The sequence below is a fragment of the Ferrovibrio sp. genome, from assembly GCF_965278975.1.
In the GTDB taxonomy this organism is placed as follows: domain Bacteria; phylum Pseudomonadota; class Alphaproteobacteria; order Ferrovibrionales; family Ferrovibrionaceae; genus Ferrovibrio.
Genome location: NZ_OZ257126.1, coordinates 3,398,249 through 3,419,180, shown reverse-complemented (window position 1 = coordinate 3,419,180; position 20,932 = coordinate 3,398,249). Strand labels below are relative to the sequence as shown.

Here is a 20,932-nt window from a genome sequence, read left to right as displayed (position 1 = left end):
GGCCCGCCATGATCAACGCCCAGGTCGCCTCCCCCATCGTCAACAACTACGCGGTCGAGCAGGCCCGTGCCCAGCGCGCGAGCAACGATGCCGGCGGCAAATTCATGGCTGCCGGCCCGCAGAGCGAAGCCACCATGCGCAAGACCGCGCAGGACTTCGAATCCTACTTCCTCGGCCAGATGTTCGAATTCATGTCCACCGGTATCAAGACCGATGGTCCCTTCGGCGGCGGCCAGGCGGAAGGCACCTGGCGCAGCTTCCTCAATCAGGAATACGGCAAGTCGATGGCGCAGAGCCGCGGCGTCGGCATCGCCGACATGGTTTATCGCCAGATGCTTCAGCTTCAGGAGGCAAAGTGATGCAACCGCAATTCCAGCAGCAGCAGCGGCAAGGCTTGCCGCCCGCCCTGGCGCGGCGCCTGCAGCGTCCCGCCGGCAACCAGCCACCCGAACCGGGCCGGCCGCGCGACAATACCGGTGCTGGCGCCGTGCCACCGACGCCCAAGGAACTCTACGATCTCGGTGGCCAACTCAAGGGACTGATGCTTGAGGAAATCGCCGCCATCGAACGCCACGACTATGCCGCCCTTGGCCCACTCGGCGAACGCAAGCGCATCATCGCCAGCCTGTTCAAGGAAAAGCAGAAGGTGATGATGGAGCATCTGGATACGCTGAAGGAAGCACCGCGCGAGGAGCGCATGGTGCTGGCTGATCTGCTGGATGAACTGCGCGATGTCGCCCGCGACAACGAGATCGCCGTGCGCGGCGCCCGCGATGGCCATCAGCGTTTCCTCAATGCCGTCATCCGGGGCGCTACCAAGATGGAGCAGCTCGGCAACGGCTATTCCCGCAATGGCCGCTCCACTTCGCTTTCCGCCAATTACGGCGCCCAGCGCCCGGTTTCGCTGTTCAGTGATACCAAGTGCTGATCAAGATCCGCGCAAGCGGTTTCCTGGGGGAATAACGCTTTCGCGTTAGTACCTCTCTCTCACCTAAAGCCCCGCCAGCAATGGCGGGGCTCTTTTTTTCATTGGTATCAGACGCGGAAGAATCCGACCACGCCGGCAAGATCCTGTGCCTGATTGCTCAGTGACTGCGCCGCCGCCGTGGTCTGTTCCACCAGGGCCGCATTACGCTGGGTCATCTCATCCATATGGCCCACCGCTGTATTCACCTGCTCAAGACCGGTGGCCTGCTCGCGGCTGGCGGCGGCAATTTCGGCGACGATATCCGACACCTTCTTGATCGAAGCGACGATATCAACCAGCGTGCCGCCGGCCTGGTTGACCAGCGAGACACCCTGGCGCACCTGGCTGTTCGAGGTGGCGATCAGCGCCTTGATATCCTTCGAGGCATTGGCGGAACGCTGCGCCAGGGCGCGCACTTCCTGCGCCACCACGGCAAAACCCTTGCCGGCTTCGCCTGCCCGCGCCGCTTCCACGGAAGCATTCAGCGCCAGCAGGTTGGTCTGGAACGCAATCTCGTCGATCAGCGCCACGATATCGGAAATGCGCCGCGCGCTTTCCTCGATGCCGCTCATCGCCGTGACCGCGTCTTGCACCACATTGCCGCCCTTGGCAGCGGTCTCGCGCGCCGCCTGACCGAGTTGGCTGGCGGCTGCGGCATTTTCGGCATTGAGCTTCACCGTGGTGGTGATTTCCTGCATCGAGGCCGCAGTCTGTTCAATGCTGGCGGCCTGTGCCTCGGTGCGGCTGGCGAGATCCTGGCTGCCGGCGGAAATTTCCGCGCTGGCACTCTGCACCGCCTGAGCCGTGCCACTCAGGCGCCCGGCCACTTCGCGCAGCTTGGCGGCCGTGGCATTGACGCTGCGTTTCAACTCGCCGAACACACCCCGGTATTCGGTCGCGATGGAGCGGCCGAGATCGCCTTGCGCCATGCCGCCGAGCACATGGGCGAGTTCACCCGTCATGTCGCGCAACGTGCCGGACAGGCCATTGAGCTGCTGCGTCAGGGCAAGCTGGAAGCCTTCCTTGCCGCTCTCATCCAGCCGGATCGACAGGTCGCCATCGGCAATACGCTGACAGAGATCGGCGATTTCACGCGCCGCGGCGGCCTCCTGTGCTTCACGTTCCTTGCGCCGTGCCTTACTGCTGCGTGCCTGCTCGGCATTCTCAGCTTCCAGCCGCTTCTTCTCCTCGGCATTGCGCTTGAACACTTCGACATTGCGCGCCATCACGCCGATCTCATCACCGCGCTCGACACCAGGCACCAGCGAATCCTCGTCGCGTGCCAGTTTCGCCATGGAGTCAGACAGGCCATTCAGCGGCTTGACGATGCCGCTGCGCGCGATCAGGAACGACACCAGCAGCATCACTGCCAGGCCACCGATGCCAACTGAACTCAGCCGCGCAATATGGTGGGCGTAATAATTATCCACCTCGCGCCGCAATTCACCAATATTTTCCGCATTATCCTTTGCCAGAAGTTGCACAGCGCGGTTCAATGCCTGGCGGTTGCTGCGGTTGGCTTCATTGTCGCCGAATTCGCGTGCCTTGGCCGGGGTTTCCTGTGAACCAAGCCGCGCCAGCTCGGTACGAAATTCGATGAACTGCTTCACGCTGGTGAAAGCCGCGTTGCGATCGGCATCAAGCTGCGCCGGCAGCAATGCACGCCATTCCTGCATCGCCGCATCGATCTTCTTCAATCCATCAACCAGCAGCTTGCCATAGCGGTCGGCTTCCTGGTTGGTGGCCGACATGTAGACACCGCGTGATTCCATCACTACGGCATTGATCAGGCCGTTGACCTGTTCGGCAATAACCGCCTGCCGGCTTTCGCGTTCGATCTGCGCCAGCTTGGCATTGTAGGTGCGGAGCGCATCCACGCCCATATAGGTCATGGTCGCGCCAAGCAGACCAGCCAACAAAACGATGAAATAGATCTTGCCGCCAAGCCCGATACGGGCCAAAGCCTGGGTCATGTGCGCCTCCCCTGCGACTGGCGGCCGGTCTTCCATGAGACCGACTCTGCCGTTTATTCCCGATGACAATTCTATGCCCGGGCGTGCCGTGGGGGAACAACCTTCCGTCGAGGCGGGCTCGTCAAAAAGTCGTGTATCCGCTACAACCTACTCGACAGAAGGTGGGTCTTTCGGCGTCGCCAGGTCGCTGCCGGCCAGATTGGCGCCGGCCAGGATGGTGCCATCCATCTTCGAGCCACGGAACTGACAGCCGCGCAGGTCTGCCCCCGTAAAATTGGCCTCGCTGAGATTGGCATTCCAGCTTCGCCCGGTGGGCCGCCCCTGCCCGTCCAGCAATTGCAGCGCTCCGAAGCGGGCGCCGCGCAGCTTGGCGCGCAGCAGTTTGGCACGCTGCAAAGTGGCCCCAGCCATATTGGAACCATCCAGCGTTGCCTCCACCAGATCGCAATCGGTGAAATCCGCCATGGTCAGGTCGCAGTCGGTCAGCACGATATTGTGCAGGTCGGCGGCGCGGAACAAAGCCGCCCGCAGATCGAAACCGCCAAGATCGAGGCCGGCCAGCGTCTTGCCGCTGATATCGAAGCGCTGGCCCTTAGCGCCATTGGTGTTGATCCACAGCGAATGCAGATCCAGCTTGATCCGCAGCCAGGACGGCACCGGCGCATCCGAATTGCGCATCGCCGCGTTGGTCAGGTTGGCACCGGAAAGATCGGTCGCCGAAAGATCGACATTGCGCAGATTGGCGCCGGAGAGATCGGCCCCGGTGAGCCGCGCGCGCGCCAGATTTGCCCCCACCAGCACTGCCTCACGCAGCCGTGCCCCGGCAAGATTGGCGCCAGAAAGATCAGCGCCCGCCAGATTAGCGGCGAACAGGTTCGAGCCGCTGAAATTCGCTTCCTTGGCCGAGGTCATCATCAGGTTGGCCTGGCTGAGATCGGCCTGGCTCAAATTGGCGCCATCAAGATTGGCATTCAGCAGGTTGGTCTCGCGCTCGCTGGTCTGCTGCGCGCCATTCTTCCAGGTGACAAGCTGGCCCGGCCGCAGGTCGGCCTCGGAGAGATCGGCATCGGTCAGTCTCGCGTCCATGAAATTCACGGCGCGCAGGTCGGTCTTGCGGAAGCTGGAACCGCGCAAGTCAGCATTGTTGAAGTCGCTGGAAAACAGGTCACAGCCATCGAAGCGGCTGCCACGCAGCAGCGAGCCGGTGAAGTTACAGCCCGAAAGAATGGCTTCGCGCAGGTCGAGATTGGTCAATGACAGGCGCGACAATTCGAGATTGCGCACCATCAGGCGCTTGCCACCACCCTGCCCGGACAGGTAGCGGTGATGCGCGGTCACCGTCTGCATGAAAGCCCTGGAATTGGAGTCCATTCCGCTGCCAACTCCCCTGAATTCCGGGGCTTAGTAAAGCAGCCCGCCGCCCCCTTTTCCAGGGGGTTTTGCCGCAGAATCAGACCTGCTTGATATCGTTGATATCGAACTGCCAGGGGCTGCCATTGGTGCCGGTAATGGTGCCAATGAGGATCGAGCCCGAGGAGAACTTGCCGTCGCTATCGTAATAAAGGCCGCCGGTATCCTGACGGTAGACAAAGCCAGCCTGGCCGAAATTGACCGTATTGAACGCACTGACGGAAGAAACCGAAACAATATTCACGTTCAGCTTGAGATCCTGCGACAACGTGAAGGCATTGCCGGTCATGTCGCTGGAGCGGTTGGTATCCAGTTCGATCGTGTCGTTGCCAGACATGCCGGTCACGTTCATGCGGTCGGCACTGCCAGCCGAAATGAAGGTGAAGTAGTCAGCCCCGGAGCCGCCAACGGCGGTGTTGACGCCAGCACCGCCGACCATGCGGGCGCCACCGGTGCCGCCGATCATCATGTCGTTGCCGGCTTCGCCATAGAGGCGGTCGAAGCCCTCACCACCATTCAGCGTGTCGTTGCCGTCACCACCATAGAGGCGGTCGCCGTACTTCCAGCCGGTCAGCGTATCGTTGCCGCCACCGCCATACATGGTGATCGAGGCGGCAAAGCCAGTCGATGTGATCACGTCAGCGCCGGAACCGCCATACACGGTCTGCACACCGCTGACTTCAACCTTGTTGCTGCCATTGGCGAGCGTCAGCGTATCGCTGCCATAGCCAAGCTGCACCAGGCCGTTGGTCATCACAGTGCCAAGCGTGACATTATCCGAGCCGCTGGAGCCGATAATGGTCTCGACGTTGTTCACCGTCACGGTGTTGCTGTTGCCATCGAGCACCAGCTTGTCGTTGCCGCCGGCCAGATCGACCGTACCGCCATTGATGCGGCTCTTCATCACCAGCACGTCATCGGTATCGCCGCCACGCAGCGTTTCCACATTGCTGACGGAAAGATTGCCGGTGCCCTGCACCACCAGGGTATCGGTGCCGCTGCCGAGATCGACGACCACGGTGTCGCTGCCGCCGAACAGCTTCAATGTCACGCTGTCGTTGCCGCTGCCGCCGACGATATTCTCGACATTGGCAATGGTCAGGCTATTGCTGGCATTGGCCAGCACCAGCTTGTCGCTGCCGGCACCCAGGTCGATGCTGCCATTGACGATGGCGGCGCCAAGCGTCACCTGATCGGCACCGGTGCCGCCGGTGATGCTTTCGACATTGCTGGCCGTCAGCGTATTGCTGCCATTGGCGAGCGTTACACTGTCGCTGCCGCCAAGCAGGTCGATGTTGGCGCCGGTAACGGCACCAGAGAACACCACGGTATCGGCGCCGGTGCTGCCCTTCACGGTCTCGACGCCGTTCAGGGTGGCGGCCAGGCCGGCGACGCCGAAGGTGACGGTATCGCTGCCGCCAGCCAGGTTCAGGTTGGCGGAACCGTTCAGCGTGATGCTGTCATTGGCGCTGCCGCCGGTGATGGTCTCGACATTCACCACGGTGATGGTGTTGGTGCCGGACGACGACAGGGTCAGCGCGTCGTTGCCGGTGCCAAGATCGATGAAGCCACCAGCCACACCTTGCGCCAGGGTGACGCTGTCAGCGCCGGTGCCGCCAAGGACGGTCTCGGTGTTGTAGACCATCACGCTGTTGGCGCCATTGGCCAATTGCAGCTTGTCGCTGCCACTGCCGAGATCGACATGGCCATTGGTGACAGCCGTACCGAGCGTGACGCTATCATTGCCGCTGTTGCCGAGCACGGTTTCGGTATTGCTCACCGTCACCGTGTTGGTGCCATTGCCGAGTTGCAGCTTGTCGCTGCCGGCACCCAGATCGTAGCTGCCTGCCGCCACGGCGGTGAGCAGCGTAATCGCGTCATTGCCAGTGCCGCCGGTAACGGTCTGCACATTGGAGATCGTCAGCGCATTATCGGCGTTGGCCAGGATCAGCCTGTCGTTACCCGTACCCAGGTCGATGCCGCTGCTGGTCAGGCCGCTGCCAAGCGTGACAACATCATTGCCGCTGGAGCCAGTAATGGTTTCGGTGTTGCTGACCGTGATCGTGCTGCTGCCGCTGAGCACGATGCGGTCGCTGCCGGCGCCAAGATCGTAGCTGCCGCCGGTGACCCCGGCCGAAAGCGTCAGCACATCGTTGCCGGTGCCGCCAAGCACCTGCTCGACATTGCTCACCGCCACGGTGTTATTGAAATTACCAAGCTGGAGCTTGTCGCTGCCGGCACCCAGATCAAGCTGCAGGCCAGCCGCAGCGGCCGTGAGCGTGACGGTATCGGCGCCGGAGCCACCGGTGATGGTCTCGACATTGGCGACCGTGACCGTGGCGCCGCTATCGCCGAGCTTCAGGCTGTCGCTGCCCGCACCCAGGTCGATGCTGCCGGAGCCGGCGAAGGTGACGCTGTCACTGCCCGTGCCACCGACAAGCTGCTCCACATTGGTGACGGTGAGCGAATTCGCGCCATTGGCCAGGGTCAGCTTGTCACTGCCAGCGCCAAGGTCGATGCTGCCATTGGTGACCAGGGTACCCAGCGTGATGGTATCGTTGGCGCTGCCGCCGGTGATGCTTTCGATATTGCTCAGCAGCGCCGAGTTGTCGGCATTAGCCAGCTTGAGGCTGTCACTGCCCGCACCCAGATCGATATTGCCATTCGCGATGCCGGCGCTGAGCGTGACCGCATCGTTACCGCTGCCACCCTGGATGGTTTCGGCATTCGCCACCGTGACAGCATTGTTCGCACCGGTGAGGACCAGCTTGTCCGAACCCCAGCTCAGATCGACATTGCTGGTGCCGGCGATGTTCACCACATCATTGCCGGAACTGCCGGTCACCGTCTCGACATTGGTGATGGTCAGATTGTTGCTGCCGTTCGACAGGATCAGCGCGTCATTGCCGGCGCCGAGATCGATGGTACCGCTCTGCTCCAGGCCCAGCGTGACCACATCATTGCCGCTGCCGCCGTAGATGGTCTCGACACAGGTGGCGGTGATGGTGGCGCCGACCGAACCGATGGTCAGCACGTCGTTACCAGCACCGAGATGCACGGTGCCGTTGCCGAAGAAGGTCAGCGTGTCGTTGCTGCTGCCGCCCTGCACGCTCTCTACGTTGGTGGTGGTGAGGCTGTTGACCGCATTGGCCAGCACCAGGGTGTCGTTGCCGGCAGCCAGATCAACACTGATGCCGGTGGCACCGCTGGACAGGGTGATGTAATCCTCGCCCGAACCGCCGTCGAGATCCTCGACATTGCTGATGGTCAGGCGGTTACCGTCATTGCCGAGTTGCAGCTTGTCGGTGCCGGCGCCGAGGTCGATGGTGCCGTAATAGGTGACGCCGCTGAGCGTGACGCTGTCATTGCCGCTGCTGCCGAGCACGGTTTCGGTGTTGGACACGGAAACCGTCGAGGCGCTGGTCAGGGTCAGCTTGTCGCTGCCATAGCCCATATCGATGGTGCCGGTGCCGGCATAGCTCAGCGTATCGTCGCCGGTGCTGCCGATCACGGTTTCGATATTCGCCGCGGTGATGTTGTTGCTGCCGTTGGCGAGGAACAGCTTGTCCTTGCCGGCGCCAAGATCGAAGCTGCCGCTCTGCGCCACGGTCAGCGTCACCACATCATCGCCGGAACCGCCAATGATGTTTTCGACATTCACTGCCGTGAGTGCGCCGCCGCTGCTGCCCAGCACCAGGGTATCAGTGCCGGCGCCGAGGTCGACATTGCCGCCGCCATTGAGCGTGACCGTATCGGTGCCCGAGCCACCCTGGACGCTCTCGATATTGGTGGCGGTGACATTGTTGGTGCCGCCCGAGAGGATCAGCTTGTCGCTGCCGCTGCCGAGATTGTAGTTGCCGGTGATGCCGGCGCCGAGCGTGAGCGTATCGTTGCCGCTGCCGCCCAGCACGCTTTCGATATTCACCGCCGTCAGCGTGTTGTTGCCATTGGCAAGCGTCAGGCTGTCGTTGCCTGCGCCCAGATCGATGCTGCCGCTGGTCTGCGCCGCGCCGAGCGTCACGGCATCGTCGCCGCTGCCGCCGGTGATGGTCTCGGTATTCGCCACGGTCACGGCATTGGCCGCGCCATAAAGGATCAGCTTGTCGTTGCCGGCGCCAAGGTCGATCGAACCGGTGCCGTTATAGGTCAGCACATCATCGGCCGAGTTACCGGTGACGGTCTCGACATTGTTCACGGTGAGCGTGTTGTTGCCGCTGCCGAGGAACAGCTTGTCGCTGCCGGCACCGCCAGTCACGGTCTCGACATTGCTGGCCGTGATCGAGCCGCCGGAGGCACCGAAGGTCAAGCTGTCATTACCGGAACCAAGGCTGACGCTACCCGAGCCGTTGAACATCACGGTATCGGCACCGGTGCCGCCCAGCACGGTCTCGATATTGCTGGTGGTGATAGTGTTGGCGCCATTGGCAAGCTGCAGCGTGTCATTGCCAGCCGCCAGATCATAGCTGCCGCCAGAAACAACATTGCCGAGCGTGATGTAATCATCGCCCGAGCCGCCAGTCAGCTTCTCGACATTGGTGGCGGTCAGCGTGTTGCTGCCATTGGCCAGCGTCAGGCCGTCATTGCCCGCGCCCAGATCAATGCTGCCGCTGGTCTGCGCCGCCGCCAGGGTCACGGCATCGTCGCCGCTGCCGCCGGTGATGGTCTCGGTATTCGCGACAGTCACGGCGTTGGCAGCACCAGTGAGGATCAGCTTGTCGCTGCCCGCCGCCAGATCGATGCTGCCGGTGCCGTTATAGGTGACAACATCATCGCCGCTATTGCCGGTAACGCTCTCAACGCTGTTTACCGCCAGGGTATTGTTGCCACTGCCGAGGAACAGCTTGTCGCTGCCGGCGCCGCCAGTCACGGTCTCGACATTGCTGGCCGTGATCGAACCGCCGGTGGCGCCGAAGGTCAAGCTGTCGTTGCCGGCGCCAAGGCTGACACTGCCCGAGCCGTTGAAGGTAACGCTGTCAGCGCCAGTGCCGCCCAGCACGGTCTCGACATTCGTGACCGTCAGGCTGTTGGTGCCATTGGCAAGCTGAAGCGTGTCGTTGCCAGCGCCGAGATCGATGCTGCCGCCGGCGACCGCACTGCCCAGAGTGACGTAATCATCGCCCGAACCGCCCGCCACGCTCTCGACATTGGTGGCGGTGAGCGTGTTGTTGCCATTGGCGAGCGTCAGCTTGTCGCTGCCGGCGCCCAGATCGATGCTGCCGCTGGTCTGCGGCGCGCTGAGCGTGACGGCATCGTTGCCGGTGCCACCGGTAATAGTCTCGACATTGGCGACCGTGACGGCATTGGCCGCGCCGGAAAGAACCAGCTTGTCGCTGCCGGCGCCAAGATCGACGCTGCCGGTGCCGTTATAGGTGACCGTATCATTGCCGGTGCCGCCAACCACGGTCTCGATATTTGCCGCGGTCAGGCTGTTGGTGCCGTTTGCCAGCACCAGCTTGTCGTTGCCGGCGCCGAGGTCGAAATTCTGGCCCGTAACCGGGCTGGCCAGTGTCAGCGTATCGTCGGTGGCGGTGCCGACATTGGTGACATCCATGCCATTCAGCTTCATGCCATACTGGATGGTGAGCGTGGCACCGTTGCTGATGAAGGTGGCGTAGGTAACCCCGCCGATGGTGACATCGGCGCCGCGCGCGCTGAAGCCCGAAGCGCTGATATTGTCGCCGGCATTGCCGCGCACGGTCAGCGTATCGGTATCGGAAACGCGCACGATATCAGCGGCGGTCAGGGTCACCGTCTTGGCGCCGCTGCCGGTCAATTCAACAATTTCGATACCGGTGATCTTGCTGTCGCTGAGGTTCAGCGACGCAGCCGAGCGCAGCGTATCAGTGCCGGTGCCGCCCGCGATCAACGTATCGGCGGCGTCATAGATCAGGGTGTCGTCGCCGATGCCGCCATCCAGCTTGTCGGCACCCGCGCCGCCATCCAGCAGGTCGTTGCCGGCACCGCCCCAGAGATTGTCATTGCCATCGCCACCCAGCAGCGTGTCATCGCCAATGCTGGCCCACAGCACGTCGTCGCCAGCGCCGCCATCAATGGTGACCGAACCGATGGTGTAGGTTTCGCTGGTGAGGTCGACGATATCGTTGCCGTCGCCGGCATTGATGATCTCGATATCCTTCAGCCGCGCGCCGACGCCCGAGGGTTCGCTGTACTTGTCATCCAGGAACAGCGCATCGTTGCCATTGGAAAGATTGACCGTGTCGACACCCTCGCCGCCATCGATCACATCATAGCTGCGCACCTGGCCGCTGATGCTCACCGTCTCGCCGGTGCCGGCAACGCCGCTGCCATTGCCGGCATTCTTCGCCGACCAGCCGCTGGTCCAGGTGGCATCCACAGAATTGTTGAAGGTGTCGTTGCCGGCACCGCCATAAAGGTAGTCGCTGCCCGCACCGCCATCGATGATGTCGTTACCATCGCCGCCACGGATGATGTCGTTACCGTCGCCGCCCGAGAGATTGGCGCCGGTGCTGCCGGTGGCGGTGATGGTATCGGCGCCGCTGGAACCGAGAACGCTTTCGATGCCGCTGACGGTGATGCTGCCGGCGCTGCCGAGCGTCAGGCTGTCCGCACCGCTGGAGCCCTGGGCGGTCTCGACATTGGTGGCGGTGATGGCATTGCCGCCACTGCCGAAGGTGAGCGTGTCGCTGCCAGCACCCAGATCGACGCGGCCGGAGCCGTTGAAGGTGACGCTGTCATTGCCCGAGCCGCCAAGCACGGTCTCGATATTCGCCGTGGTCAGCGTGTTGGTGCCGTTGGCAAGCTGCAGCGTGTCCTTACCGGCATTGAGATCGTAGCTGCCGTTGGTGACGAGGTTGCCGAGCGTGACGTAATCATCGCCCGAGCCGCCGGTCAGCTTCTCGACATTGGTCACCGTCAGGCTGTTGGCGGTATCGGCCAGCTTGAGGCTGTCGGTGCCGGCGCCGAGATCGATGGCGCCGCCGGTGATGCCCTGGCTCAGCGCCACGGTATCGTTACCGGTGCCGCCGACGATATTCTCGATATTGGCGACGGTGACGCTGTTGGCCGAACCAGTGAGGATCAGCGTGTCGTTGCCGCCACGCAGGTCGAGCGTGCCGGTGCCGCTATAGGTGATGGTGTCGTCGCCCGAGCCGCCGGTGACGCTTTCGACATTGGCGACCGTGATGGTCTCGCCATCATTGCCGAGCACCAGCTTGTCGTAGCCAGACGAACCCTGCACGTTTTCAACATTGCTGGCGGTGATCGTGGCGCCGGCAGTTCCGAACACCACGGTATCGTTGCCACCGCCAAGATCGACGCTGCCGCCGGTGCCGCTCAGCGTAACGGTATCGTCGCCACTGCCACCGAGCACGGTTTCGATATTCGTCGTGGTCAGGCTGTTGCTGCCATCGGCGAGCTGCAGCGTGTCCTTGCCGGCATTGAGATCATAGCTGCCATTGCTGACCAGATTGCCGAGCGTGACATAATCATCGCCCGAGCCGCCGGTCAGCTTCTCGGCATTGGTCACCGTCAGGTTATTGGTGGCATTGGCCAGCGTCAGGCTGTCATTGCCGGCACCAAGGTCGATATCGCCGCCGGTAATGCCCTGGGTCAGGGTGACGGCATCATTGCCGCTGCCGCCGGCGATGTTTTCGATATTAGCCAGCGTCACCGCGTTGGCGGCGCCCGCGAGGATCAGCGTGTCGTTGCCACCGCGCAGATCGAGCGCGCCAGTGCCATTATAGGTAACAGTGTCATCACTATCGCCGCCGGTAACGCTCTCGACATTGTTGACCGCGACATTATTGCCGTCATTGCCAAGCACCAGCTTGTCGTAGCCCGACGAACCCTGCACCTGCTCGACATTGGCTGCCGTGATGGTGGCGCCAGCCGCCCCGAACACCACAGTATCGGTGCCATCGCCGAGATCGACACTGCCACCAGTGCCGCCGAGCGTGACGGTATCGTCGCCGCTGCCACCGAGTACGGTTTCGATATTCGCCGTGGTCAGGCTGTTGGTGCCATCGGCAAGCTGCAGCGTGTCCTTGCCCGCCGCCAGATCGAAGCTGGCGCCACTGACCGGGGCGCCGAGCGTGACATAATCATCGCCAGAACCGCCGGTGACGCTCTCGACATTGCTGACCGTGAGGCTGTTGCCGCCATTGGCCAGCTTCAGGCTGTCGCTGCCGGCGCCAAGATCGACTTCCGCGCCATCCACCGGACCCGCCAGCGTGACAGCATCGCTGCCAGCACCGCCCAGGATGGTCTCGATATTGGCCGCGGTCACCGCATTGGCAGCACCGGTGAGGATCAGCGTGTCGTTGCCGCCGCGCAGGTCGAGCGTGCCGGTGCCGCTATAGGTGACGGTATCGTCGCCTTCATTGCCGGTAACGCTCTCAACATTCTTGACCGTCAGCGTGTTGCCGCCATCGGCCAGGAACAGCTTGTCGTTGCCGCCAGCCAGATCGACGGTAGCGCCATCCACCGGGCCTTCCAGGGTGACGATATCATCGCCCGAGCCACCGGTGACGGTTTCAACATTCGCCGCCGTGATGGTGTTGCCGCCATTGGCAAGATTGAGCGCATCGCTGCCATCGCCGAGATCGGCATAGCCCTGGCTCTGCGCCGCGCCATAGGTAACGGTGTCGTCGCCGGCACCACCCTGCACGCTCTCGATATTGCTGACCGTGATGTCGTTGGCGCCATCGGCCAGGGTCAGCTTGTCGTTGCCGCCGGCAAGGTCGTAGCTGCCGCCCTGCACCACACCGGCGAGGGTGATATCGTCATCGCCATTACCGGCCACCAGGGTCTCGACATTGGCGACCGTCAGCGTGTTGCCGTCGGAGGCCAGCACCAGCTTGTCATTGCCGGCACCCAGGTCGATGGTACCCGGCACGCTCGGCGGCACCAGCACCACGGTATCGTCGCCCGAACCGCCGATGACATTCTCGACATTGTTCAGCGTGACGACATTGGTGCCCGGACCAAGCTGCAGCGTGTCTTCGCCATCGCCAAGATCGACGCGGCCGGTGCCGCTATAGGTGAGCGCATCATTGCCGCTGCCGCCCTGCACGGTCTCGACATTGGCAACGGTAAGCGTGTTATCGCCATCGGCCAGCGTCAGCTTGTCGTTGCCGCCCTTGAGGTCGATGGTAACGCCATCCACCGGATCGGTGAGCGTGACATCATCATTACCAGTACCACCGGCAATGCTTTCGACATTCGATACGGTGACGCTGCCACCATCCGGCCCGAGCGTTACGGCATCATTGCCGCCACCGAGGTCGATGGTGCCGGAACCGTTGAAGGTGACAGTATCGTCGCCGCTGCCGCCATTCAGGGTTTCGACATTGGTAACGGTGACGGTATTGCCGCCATCGGCAAGGTTCAGCGTGTCGTCGCCGCCGCCGAGATCGACGCTGCCGCCGTCCACCGTGTCGGCCAGCGTAATATTATCATCGCCTGCGCCGGCCACCAGGGTTTCGACATTGGCGACCGTGAGCGTGTTGCCATCATCGGCCAGCACCAGCTTGTCATTGCCGGCGCCCAGATCGACGGTACCCGGCACGCTCGGCGGCACCAGCACCACGGTATCGTCGCCGGCACTGCCGATCACGTTCTCGACATTGGTGAGGGTGACGACGCTGCCGCTGCCAGTCAGCTTCAGCGTATCCTCGCCGTCGCCAAGATCGATGGCACCATTGCCGTTATAGCTGATCACATCCTCGCCAGCGCCGCCGGTGAGGCTTTCGACATTGGCGACGGTCAGGGTATTGCCGCCATCGGCCAGCGTCAGGCTGTCGTCGCCAGCGCCGAGGTCGATGCTGCCGCCGGTCTGCGGCGTCGCCAGGGTAACATCGTCGCCGCCCGAACCGCCGGTGATGGTTTCGACATTGGCGACCGTGACCGGACCGCCCTCGCCGCCCAATTGCAGCTTGTCGCTGCCGCCACCAAGATCGACATAGGCGCCGTTGTTGCCGCCGGTCAGAGTCAGATCATCGCTGCCATTCGAACCGACCACGCTTTCGACATTGCCAGCGGTGATATGGCCGCCACTGCCGCCGAAGGTGATGGTATCTTCGCCATCGCCAAGATCCAGCGCCGCATCGCCATGCACGGTAACATCGTCGGCGCCAGCGCCGCCGGTCAGGCTCTCGACATTCGAAATGGTAAGGGTGTTGCCGCCATCGGCCAGCGTAACCGCATCCTTGCCGCCGCCGAGGTCGATGCTCTCGCCATCCAGCGTGTCAGTGAAGGTGACATCATCGCCGCCGCTGCCGCCGACCAGCGTTTCAATGCCGGAAACGGTGACCGTATTGCCGCCATTGCCCAGCACCAGCTTGTCGTTGCCAGCACCCAGATCGACCGTGCCAGTGCCGCTGTAGGTAATCGTGTCGCTGCCCGAGCCGCCGGTAACCGTTTCGGTATTGGTGACGGTGAGCGAATTGGTGCCATCGGCCAATGTCAGGCTGTCATCGCCCGTGCCGAGATCGATGCTGCCGCCGGTGACCGCAGTACCGAGCGTGACGTCATCACCACCCTTGCCGCCGGTGACGGATTCAACGTTGCTGGCGGTGACGGTGTTGCCGCCATCGGCCAGCACCAGGCCATCCTTGCCGCCGCCCAGGTCGATCTTGACGCCGCCGCTGGTGGTCTCGCCAAGCGTGACGATATCGGTGTTGTTGCTGCCCTGGATCGTCTCGGTGCCGGTGACGGTGTAGTTGCCGCCACTGGTGCCGATCTGCAGCGTGTCGTTGCCGCCGCCAAGATCGGCCTGGCCGCTGCCGTTGAAGGTGACGACATCATTGCCGGAACCGCCGGTAACGGTCTCGATATTGGTCACCGTCAGCTTGTTGCCGCCATCGGCCAGGATCAGGCCGTCATTGCCCGAGCCAAGGTCGAAATTGCCATTCGCCACCGTGGTGTCGAGCTGGAAGGTGACATTGTCCTTGCTGCCGGCGGCAACCACGGTCTCGACATTCACTGCCGTGACCTGGGTGGTCTCGCCCACCAGCACCAGCTTGTCGATGCCGTCGCCGAGATCGATATAGCCCTTGCCGGAGAAGGTGACGTAATCGTTGCCCGAGCCGCCGATCACGGTCTCGACGTTATTGATGGTGAGCTGGTTGCCGCCATCGGCCAGCACCAGCAGATCGCTGCCATCCATCAGATCGATGGTGCCGCCGGTACGGCCCTCGGTGAGCACCACGGCGTCATTATCCTTGCCGCCGGTGATACTCTCGACGTTGCTGACCTGAAGATAGTTACCGCCATCGGCCAGGGTCAGCTTCTCGACCGCCGCGCTGCCGATCACCTTCTCGATGCTGCTGACCGTGACATTGCCGCTGCCCGCGCCAAGCGTGATGGTATCGGCACCAGCGCCGCCGACGATGGTTTCGGTGTTGGCCACCGTGAGGGTATTGCCGCCATCGGCCAGGATCAGCTTGTCGCCACCGCCCGCCAGGTCAACGCTGCCGCCCTGCAGGCCCTGGGTGAGTTGCACCGTGTCGGCGCCACCGCTGCCGACCACCGCCTCGACATTGCTGAGCGTGACAGTGTTGGCCGCGCCATTCAGGATCACGGTGTCAGAGCCGCCAGCCAGATCGATGCTGCCGGTACCGGCATAGGTAATCGTGTCGTTGCCCGAACCGCCGGTGACGCTTTCGACATTGGCGATGGTCAGGCTGTTGTCGCCATTGGCGAGCTTGAGCGAGTCGATGCCGCCGAGCAGATCGACGCGGCCGCCGGTGACGACGCTGGCCAGCGTGACATTGTCGGTGCCGCTGCCGCCGGTAACGCTCTCGGTATTGATGGCGTTGAATACGTTGCCGCCATCAGCCAGCTTGACGGAGTCACGGCCGGCGCCCATGTCGATGCTATAGGGGCTAGTGGCGTTGCCGATGGCCTGGGTCAGGGTGAGCTGGTCATTGCCGCTGCCACCCTGCACGGTCTCGAAATTCGAGGCCGTGGCAGCATTGTCGCCGCCATCGGCGAAGCGCAGCAGGTCATTGCCCGCGCCAAGATCAACCATGCCGGTGCCGGCAAAATAGATCGTTTCGTTGCCGGTGCTGCCGGTGATGGTCTCGATATTGGCCAGCGTGACGATATTGTCGCCCTTGGCCAGGGTCAGCGCGTCGTTGCCGCCAGCCAGATCGACGCGGCCATTCTTCAGCACGGTGCCAAGCGTCAGCACGTCGCCATTGGCCGAGCCGATCACGGTCTCGATATTAGTCAGCGACAATGTGCCGCCGGAATTGATGATCAGCGTATCGTTGCCGGCGCCAAGATCGATCACCGCATTAGCCGGCTGGTTCGGGCCGAGCGCGATGGTGTCGTCACCGGTCGAGCCGATAACGGTCTCGACATTGCTGATGGTGAAGGTGCTGCCACCAACCGCCAGGATCAGCTTGTCCTTGCCGGCGCCGAGGTCCATGTAGCCGTTGGTGATCACGTCACCCACGGTAATGGTATCCACACCGGTGCCGCCGAGCACCGTCTCGGTGCCATATACGGTCTGGGTATTGGTGCCGTTGGCAAGCTTCAGCGAGTCATTACCAGCACCGAGATCCAGGCTGATCGGCTTGCTCAGCGCCGCCTTCATGGTGATGCTGTCGTTGCCGCTGCCACCCGCCAGGGTTTCTACGCCCGCAACGGTTACCGCATTGGCCGCGCCCGTCAGGATCAACTTGTCCTGGCCCGCGCCCAGATCGACACTGCCGGTACCGCTATAGGTAACCGTGTCGGCATTGCTGCCGCCGGTCACCGTCTCGGCATTGGCAATCGTCAGGCTGTTGATGAAATTGCCCAGCTTCACCGTATCAGCGCCAGCACCGGCATCGATATAGCCGTTGCTGATGCCATTCATCAGCGTGATCTTGTCGTTGCCGCTGCCACCAACGATGGTCTCGACATTGGCGAAGGAAGCCGTGTTGTTGCCGTTCGCCAGGAATACCTTGTCGAGGCCGTCGCCGAGATTGAAGCTGCCCTTGGCGGTGGTGACGTTATTGTAGATCACATCGTTGCCACCGAGGCCGACGACGGTTTCCACATTGGCAAGCGTGAGCGTGTTGTTGCCGGCCGCCAGCGTCAGCTTGTCAACGCCACCACCCAGATCGATCACCGAGCTGCTGAGGCGGTTGTCGCTCAAGGCCACGATATCGGCAGCCGAACCGCCGGTCAGTGTTTCGATGTTGGCCAGCGTGAGCATGCTGGCCACATTGCCCAGTACCAGGCTGTCCTGGCCGGCGCCCAGATCGATATTGGCGCGCGCCGACTTGTCGATGCGCACGCTGTCGTTACCAGTGCCGCCAGTAATGGTTTCAACGCCGATGGCGGTAAGCGAATTGGCAACATCGTCGAGCGACAGGCTGTCCAGGCCGCTGCCGAGGTCAACCTTTGCGTTCTTCAGTTCACCCTCAATGGCGATGGTATCGGCAGCACTACCGCCGGTGATGGTCTCGACGTTGGCAATAGTGACATTATTGTTGGAACTCGCCAGCTTCAGCGTATCGCTGCCGCCGCCGAGATCGATCAGGCCGCCATTCAGCGCAGTATTGACCGTCACCTTGTCAGTGCCGGCACCACCGATAATGGTCTCAGTGTTCAGCACCGTGATGGTGCCGCCAGCGGAATTCAGGGTGAGCTTGTCGGCGCCATCGGCAAGATTGACGGTAACCTTGGTGGCACCTGTGCCGAGATAGATATCATCGCTCTTGTTGCCGCCGATCACCTGCTCGACATTGGCAAGCGTGACCGTGTTGGCGACATTGTCGAACTCAACCCGGTCATTGCCCTTGCCGAGATCGATGCTGGCATCGCTGGCGACGGCTCCGATAAAGCGCACGGTGTCGGCGCCGCTGCCGCCCATGAGGGTCTCGACATTGGCAACGCTGGCCGTATTGGTGCCATTGCCAAGAACCAGCTTGTCGGCACCACCGCCAAGATCGTAGCTGGTCGAGCCAGCGGCGGACATGGTGATATTATCGGCGCCGCTGCCGCCGACCACGGTATCAACATTCTGCACCGTGAGCGAGTTGCCGCCATCGGCCAGCGTCAGCTTGTCGTTGCCGCTGCGCAGGTCGATCTTGCCGCCATTGACATTGGTCTTCAGCGTGATGTCGTCATTGCCGAAGCTGCCGGTGATGCTTTCGATATTCGACAGGTTCAGCGTGTAGCCGCCGGGGCTGATCAGGGTCAGCTTGTCCTGGCCACCGCCCAGATCAATGTTGCTCTGCGATTCCAGCGCCGTGATGATGGTTACATCGTCGTTGCCGGTGCCGCCGATAAGGGTTTCGACGTCAGAGACCGTTACGGTGTTGCTGGCGCCAGTCAGCGTCAGGCTATCCTTGCCGGCACCGAGCGCTACCACACCCTTGCCGATAGCGCCGCCCATGACGATCTTGTCATCGCCAGTACCGCCATAAACCGTCTCAACATTGGTCAGCGTCGCGTTATTGCCGCTATTGGCCAATATGGCGACATCGGCGCCACCGCCAAGATCGATGTTGTGCTGAGTACCGAGACTGGTGTTGAAGGTAACCGCGTCGGCACCGCTATTGCCGGTTACGGTTTCAACATTGGCGACCGAAACGCGGTTGGAGCCCGTGGCCAATTGCAGCTTGTCGGCGCCATCGCCCAGATCGTACAGCGATTCGAAGCTGCCCTTGCTGAGCAGAACATTGTCGGCGCCGCTGCCGCCGATCAGGGTGTCGATATTGGAAGCGGTGATATTGTTCGTGCCATCGGCCAGGCGCAGCGTATCGGGATCGCCACCGAGATCCACCTTGGCATTGGCCGGGGTCGAGAGGGTGATATTCTCGACGCCGTAGCCGCCGGTAATCGTCTCTGCATTTGCGATGGTGGCAGTATTGCCGCCGTTGCCGAACGTGATGCTATCGCTGCCCGCACCGGTATCGAGCGTGCCATTGAACGGCGATACGAAGGTGATCTTGTCGGCGCCGGCGCCGCTGGTCACCCCTTCGACATTGGACAGGCTGAAGGTGCCGCCGGCATTGCCGAACGCGACACTATCGGTGCCGCCGCCCAGATCGACAGTGACCTTGGTGACAGTATCGCCAAACTTGATCTGGTCACTGCCACCGCCGCCATAGACGGTTTCGACATTATTGGCCGTGACGCGGTTCTCGCCATCAGCAAGCCGCAGACTGTCATTGCCAGCACCAAGATCGACGGTCAGGCCATCCGGTGTCGCCACCTTGACCGTCACATTGTCGCTGCCGCTCGAGCCGGTAATGGTCTCGATATTGGCAACGCCGATATCGGAAGCGGTCAGAATGGTAAGCTTGTCCTTGCCATCGCCGAGATCGTACAGGCCGCCCTGCACGCGGGCGCTGACGGCAATGCTGTCGTCGCCGCTGCCGCCATTGAGATTCTCGACGCCAGCAACGGTAAGATTGTTGCCGCCATTGGCCAGGTTGAGCGTATCCTCGCCCGCCGCAAGATCGACCTTGATGCCGGTGGCGGGTTGCTCAAGCGTCACCACGTCCCGGCCGCTCGAACCCGTGATGGTCTCGACATTGGCAACGCTGACGACACTGCCGGCGGCGCCCAGGGTCAGCACATCCGCCCCGCCGCCCAGATCGACCCGGCTATCCGAGGTGAACGGCGTGCTTGCGACCACGATATCGGCACCGCTGCCGCCAAGTACGGTCTCGATGCCGTTGATGGTCAGGCTGTTGCCGGTATTGGCAAGCTGCAGGCTGTCTTTGCCATCGCCGAGCGTGACACTGGCGCGGCTGAGTTGGGTGGTGACGGTGATGCTGTCGTTGCCGCCATTGGCGCTAATATTCTCGACATTCGCGACCGTGACATTGCTCGACGTGCCGCCAATCTTCAGCGTATCAACGCCGGCACCGAGATCGATATGCACACCGCCCGCGGCATTGCTGAGCTGCACGGTATCGCCGAGCTTGCCGCCGAGAATGGTCTCGACATTGGCAATCGTCAGGTTGTTCGCCGTATCAGGAAGCGTGAGGTGGTCCTTGCCGTCACCGAGATCGACGGTAGCGCCGCCGGTGAATTTGGACACAATGACCCTATCGTCGCCGCTGCCACCTTGCAGCGTCTCGACGTTGGTGAGGGTGTAATTGCCACCCTCGTCATTCAGGGTCGTGGTCGGCACGACTAAAAACCAAGCTCCTTCTGAACTTATCTATTCTGATCAACGACCACCTCTATGAGTGATCGCCAAACACGACGTTGACGCAAATCAACCGAGACACAAATCAACCGATACAAAAACCAGCTGGCCCACTGCGCGAACAACAAACGCATGCAAAGCAAGACCAAACGCGTACACGACAATAGCTGCCGGGCTGCTCGCGCTTCCGCCCGAGCCCGACATCATGCAGTCATCGCCCGGCGTTCTCACCTGCGACTTCCGATGATGTACTCATTGTACCCGCCGGCCTCGACGCGCACTGACACGGCTCGACCTGCGCACACAACGCTACGCTGCCCAGCAACCTGCCGCCGCACTGAAACTATCGGCAACAGTATTACCAAGGCATCAATTCACTACCACAAATTGCCCACCCATTGCACGCCAAATTTTCCTTTAATTTCGACGAATTGCACCAAATTT

General features: G+C 62.2%; 5 protein-coding genes. 2 read left to right on the top strand and 3 right to left on the bottom strand.

Features of this window, described 5'->3' with window-relative positions:
* The first annotated feature begins 8 nt into the window (after positions 1-8).
* Entirely contained in the window at positions 9-359 is a 351-nt protein-coding gene (locus tag ACQY7X_RS16110; protein ID WP_428246433.1) for a rod-binding protein, read from the top strand.
* Positions 359-928 (top strand): hypothetical protein, encoded by a 570-nt coding sequence (locus tag ACQY7X_RS16105; RefSeq protein ID WP_428246432.1) that lies wholly within the window; start codon positions 359-361, stop codon positions 926-928. The genes ACQY7X_RS16110 and ACQY7X_RS16105 overlap by 1 nt, the downstream gene beginning before the upstream one ends.
* Positions 929-1,035: 107 nt before the next feature.
* Here ACQY7X_RS16105 and ACQY7X_RS16100 read toward each other — a convergent pair whose 3' ends face one another.
* From ACQY7X_RS16100 to ACQY7X_RS16090, 3 genes are all read right to left on the bottom strand, one after another.
* Complete coding sequence (locus tag ACQY7X_RS16100) at positions 1,036-2,940, bottom strand: methyl-accepting chemotaxis protein (RefSeq protein WP_428246431.1); 1,905 nt, start codon at positions 2,938-2,940, stop codon at positions 1,036-1,038.
* Positions 2,941-3,087: 147 nt separating this feature from the next.
* Positions 3,088-4,287 (bottom strand): pentapeptide repeat-containing protein, encoded by a 1,200-nt coding sequence (locus ACQY7X_RS16095; protein ID WP_428246430.1) that lies wholly within the window; start codon positions 4,285-4,287, stop codon positions 3,088-3,090.
* A 103-nt stretch (positions 4,288-4,390) separates the two neighbouring features.
* Complete coding sequence (locus ACQY7X_RS16090) at positions 4,391-20,470, bottom strand: hypothetical protein (protein ID WP_428246429.1); 16,080 nt, start codon at positions 20,468-20,470, stop codon at positions 4,391-4,393.
* Between the last annotated feature and the right edge of the window lie 462 nt (positions 20,471-20,932).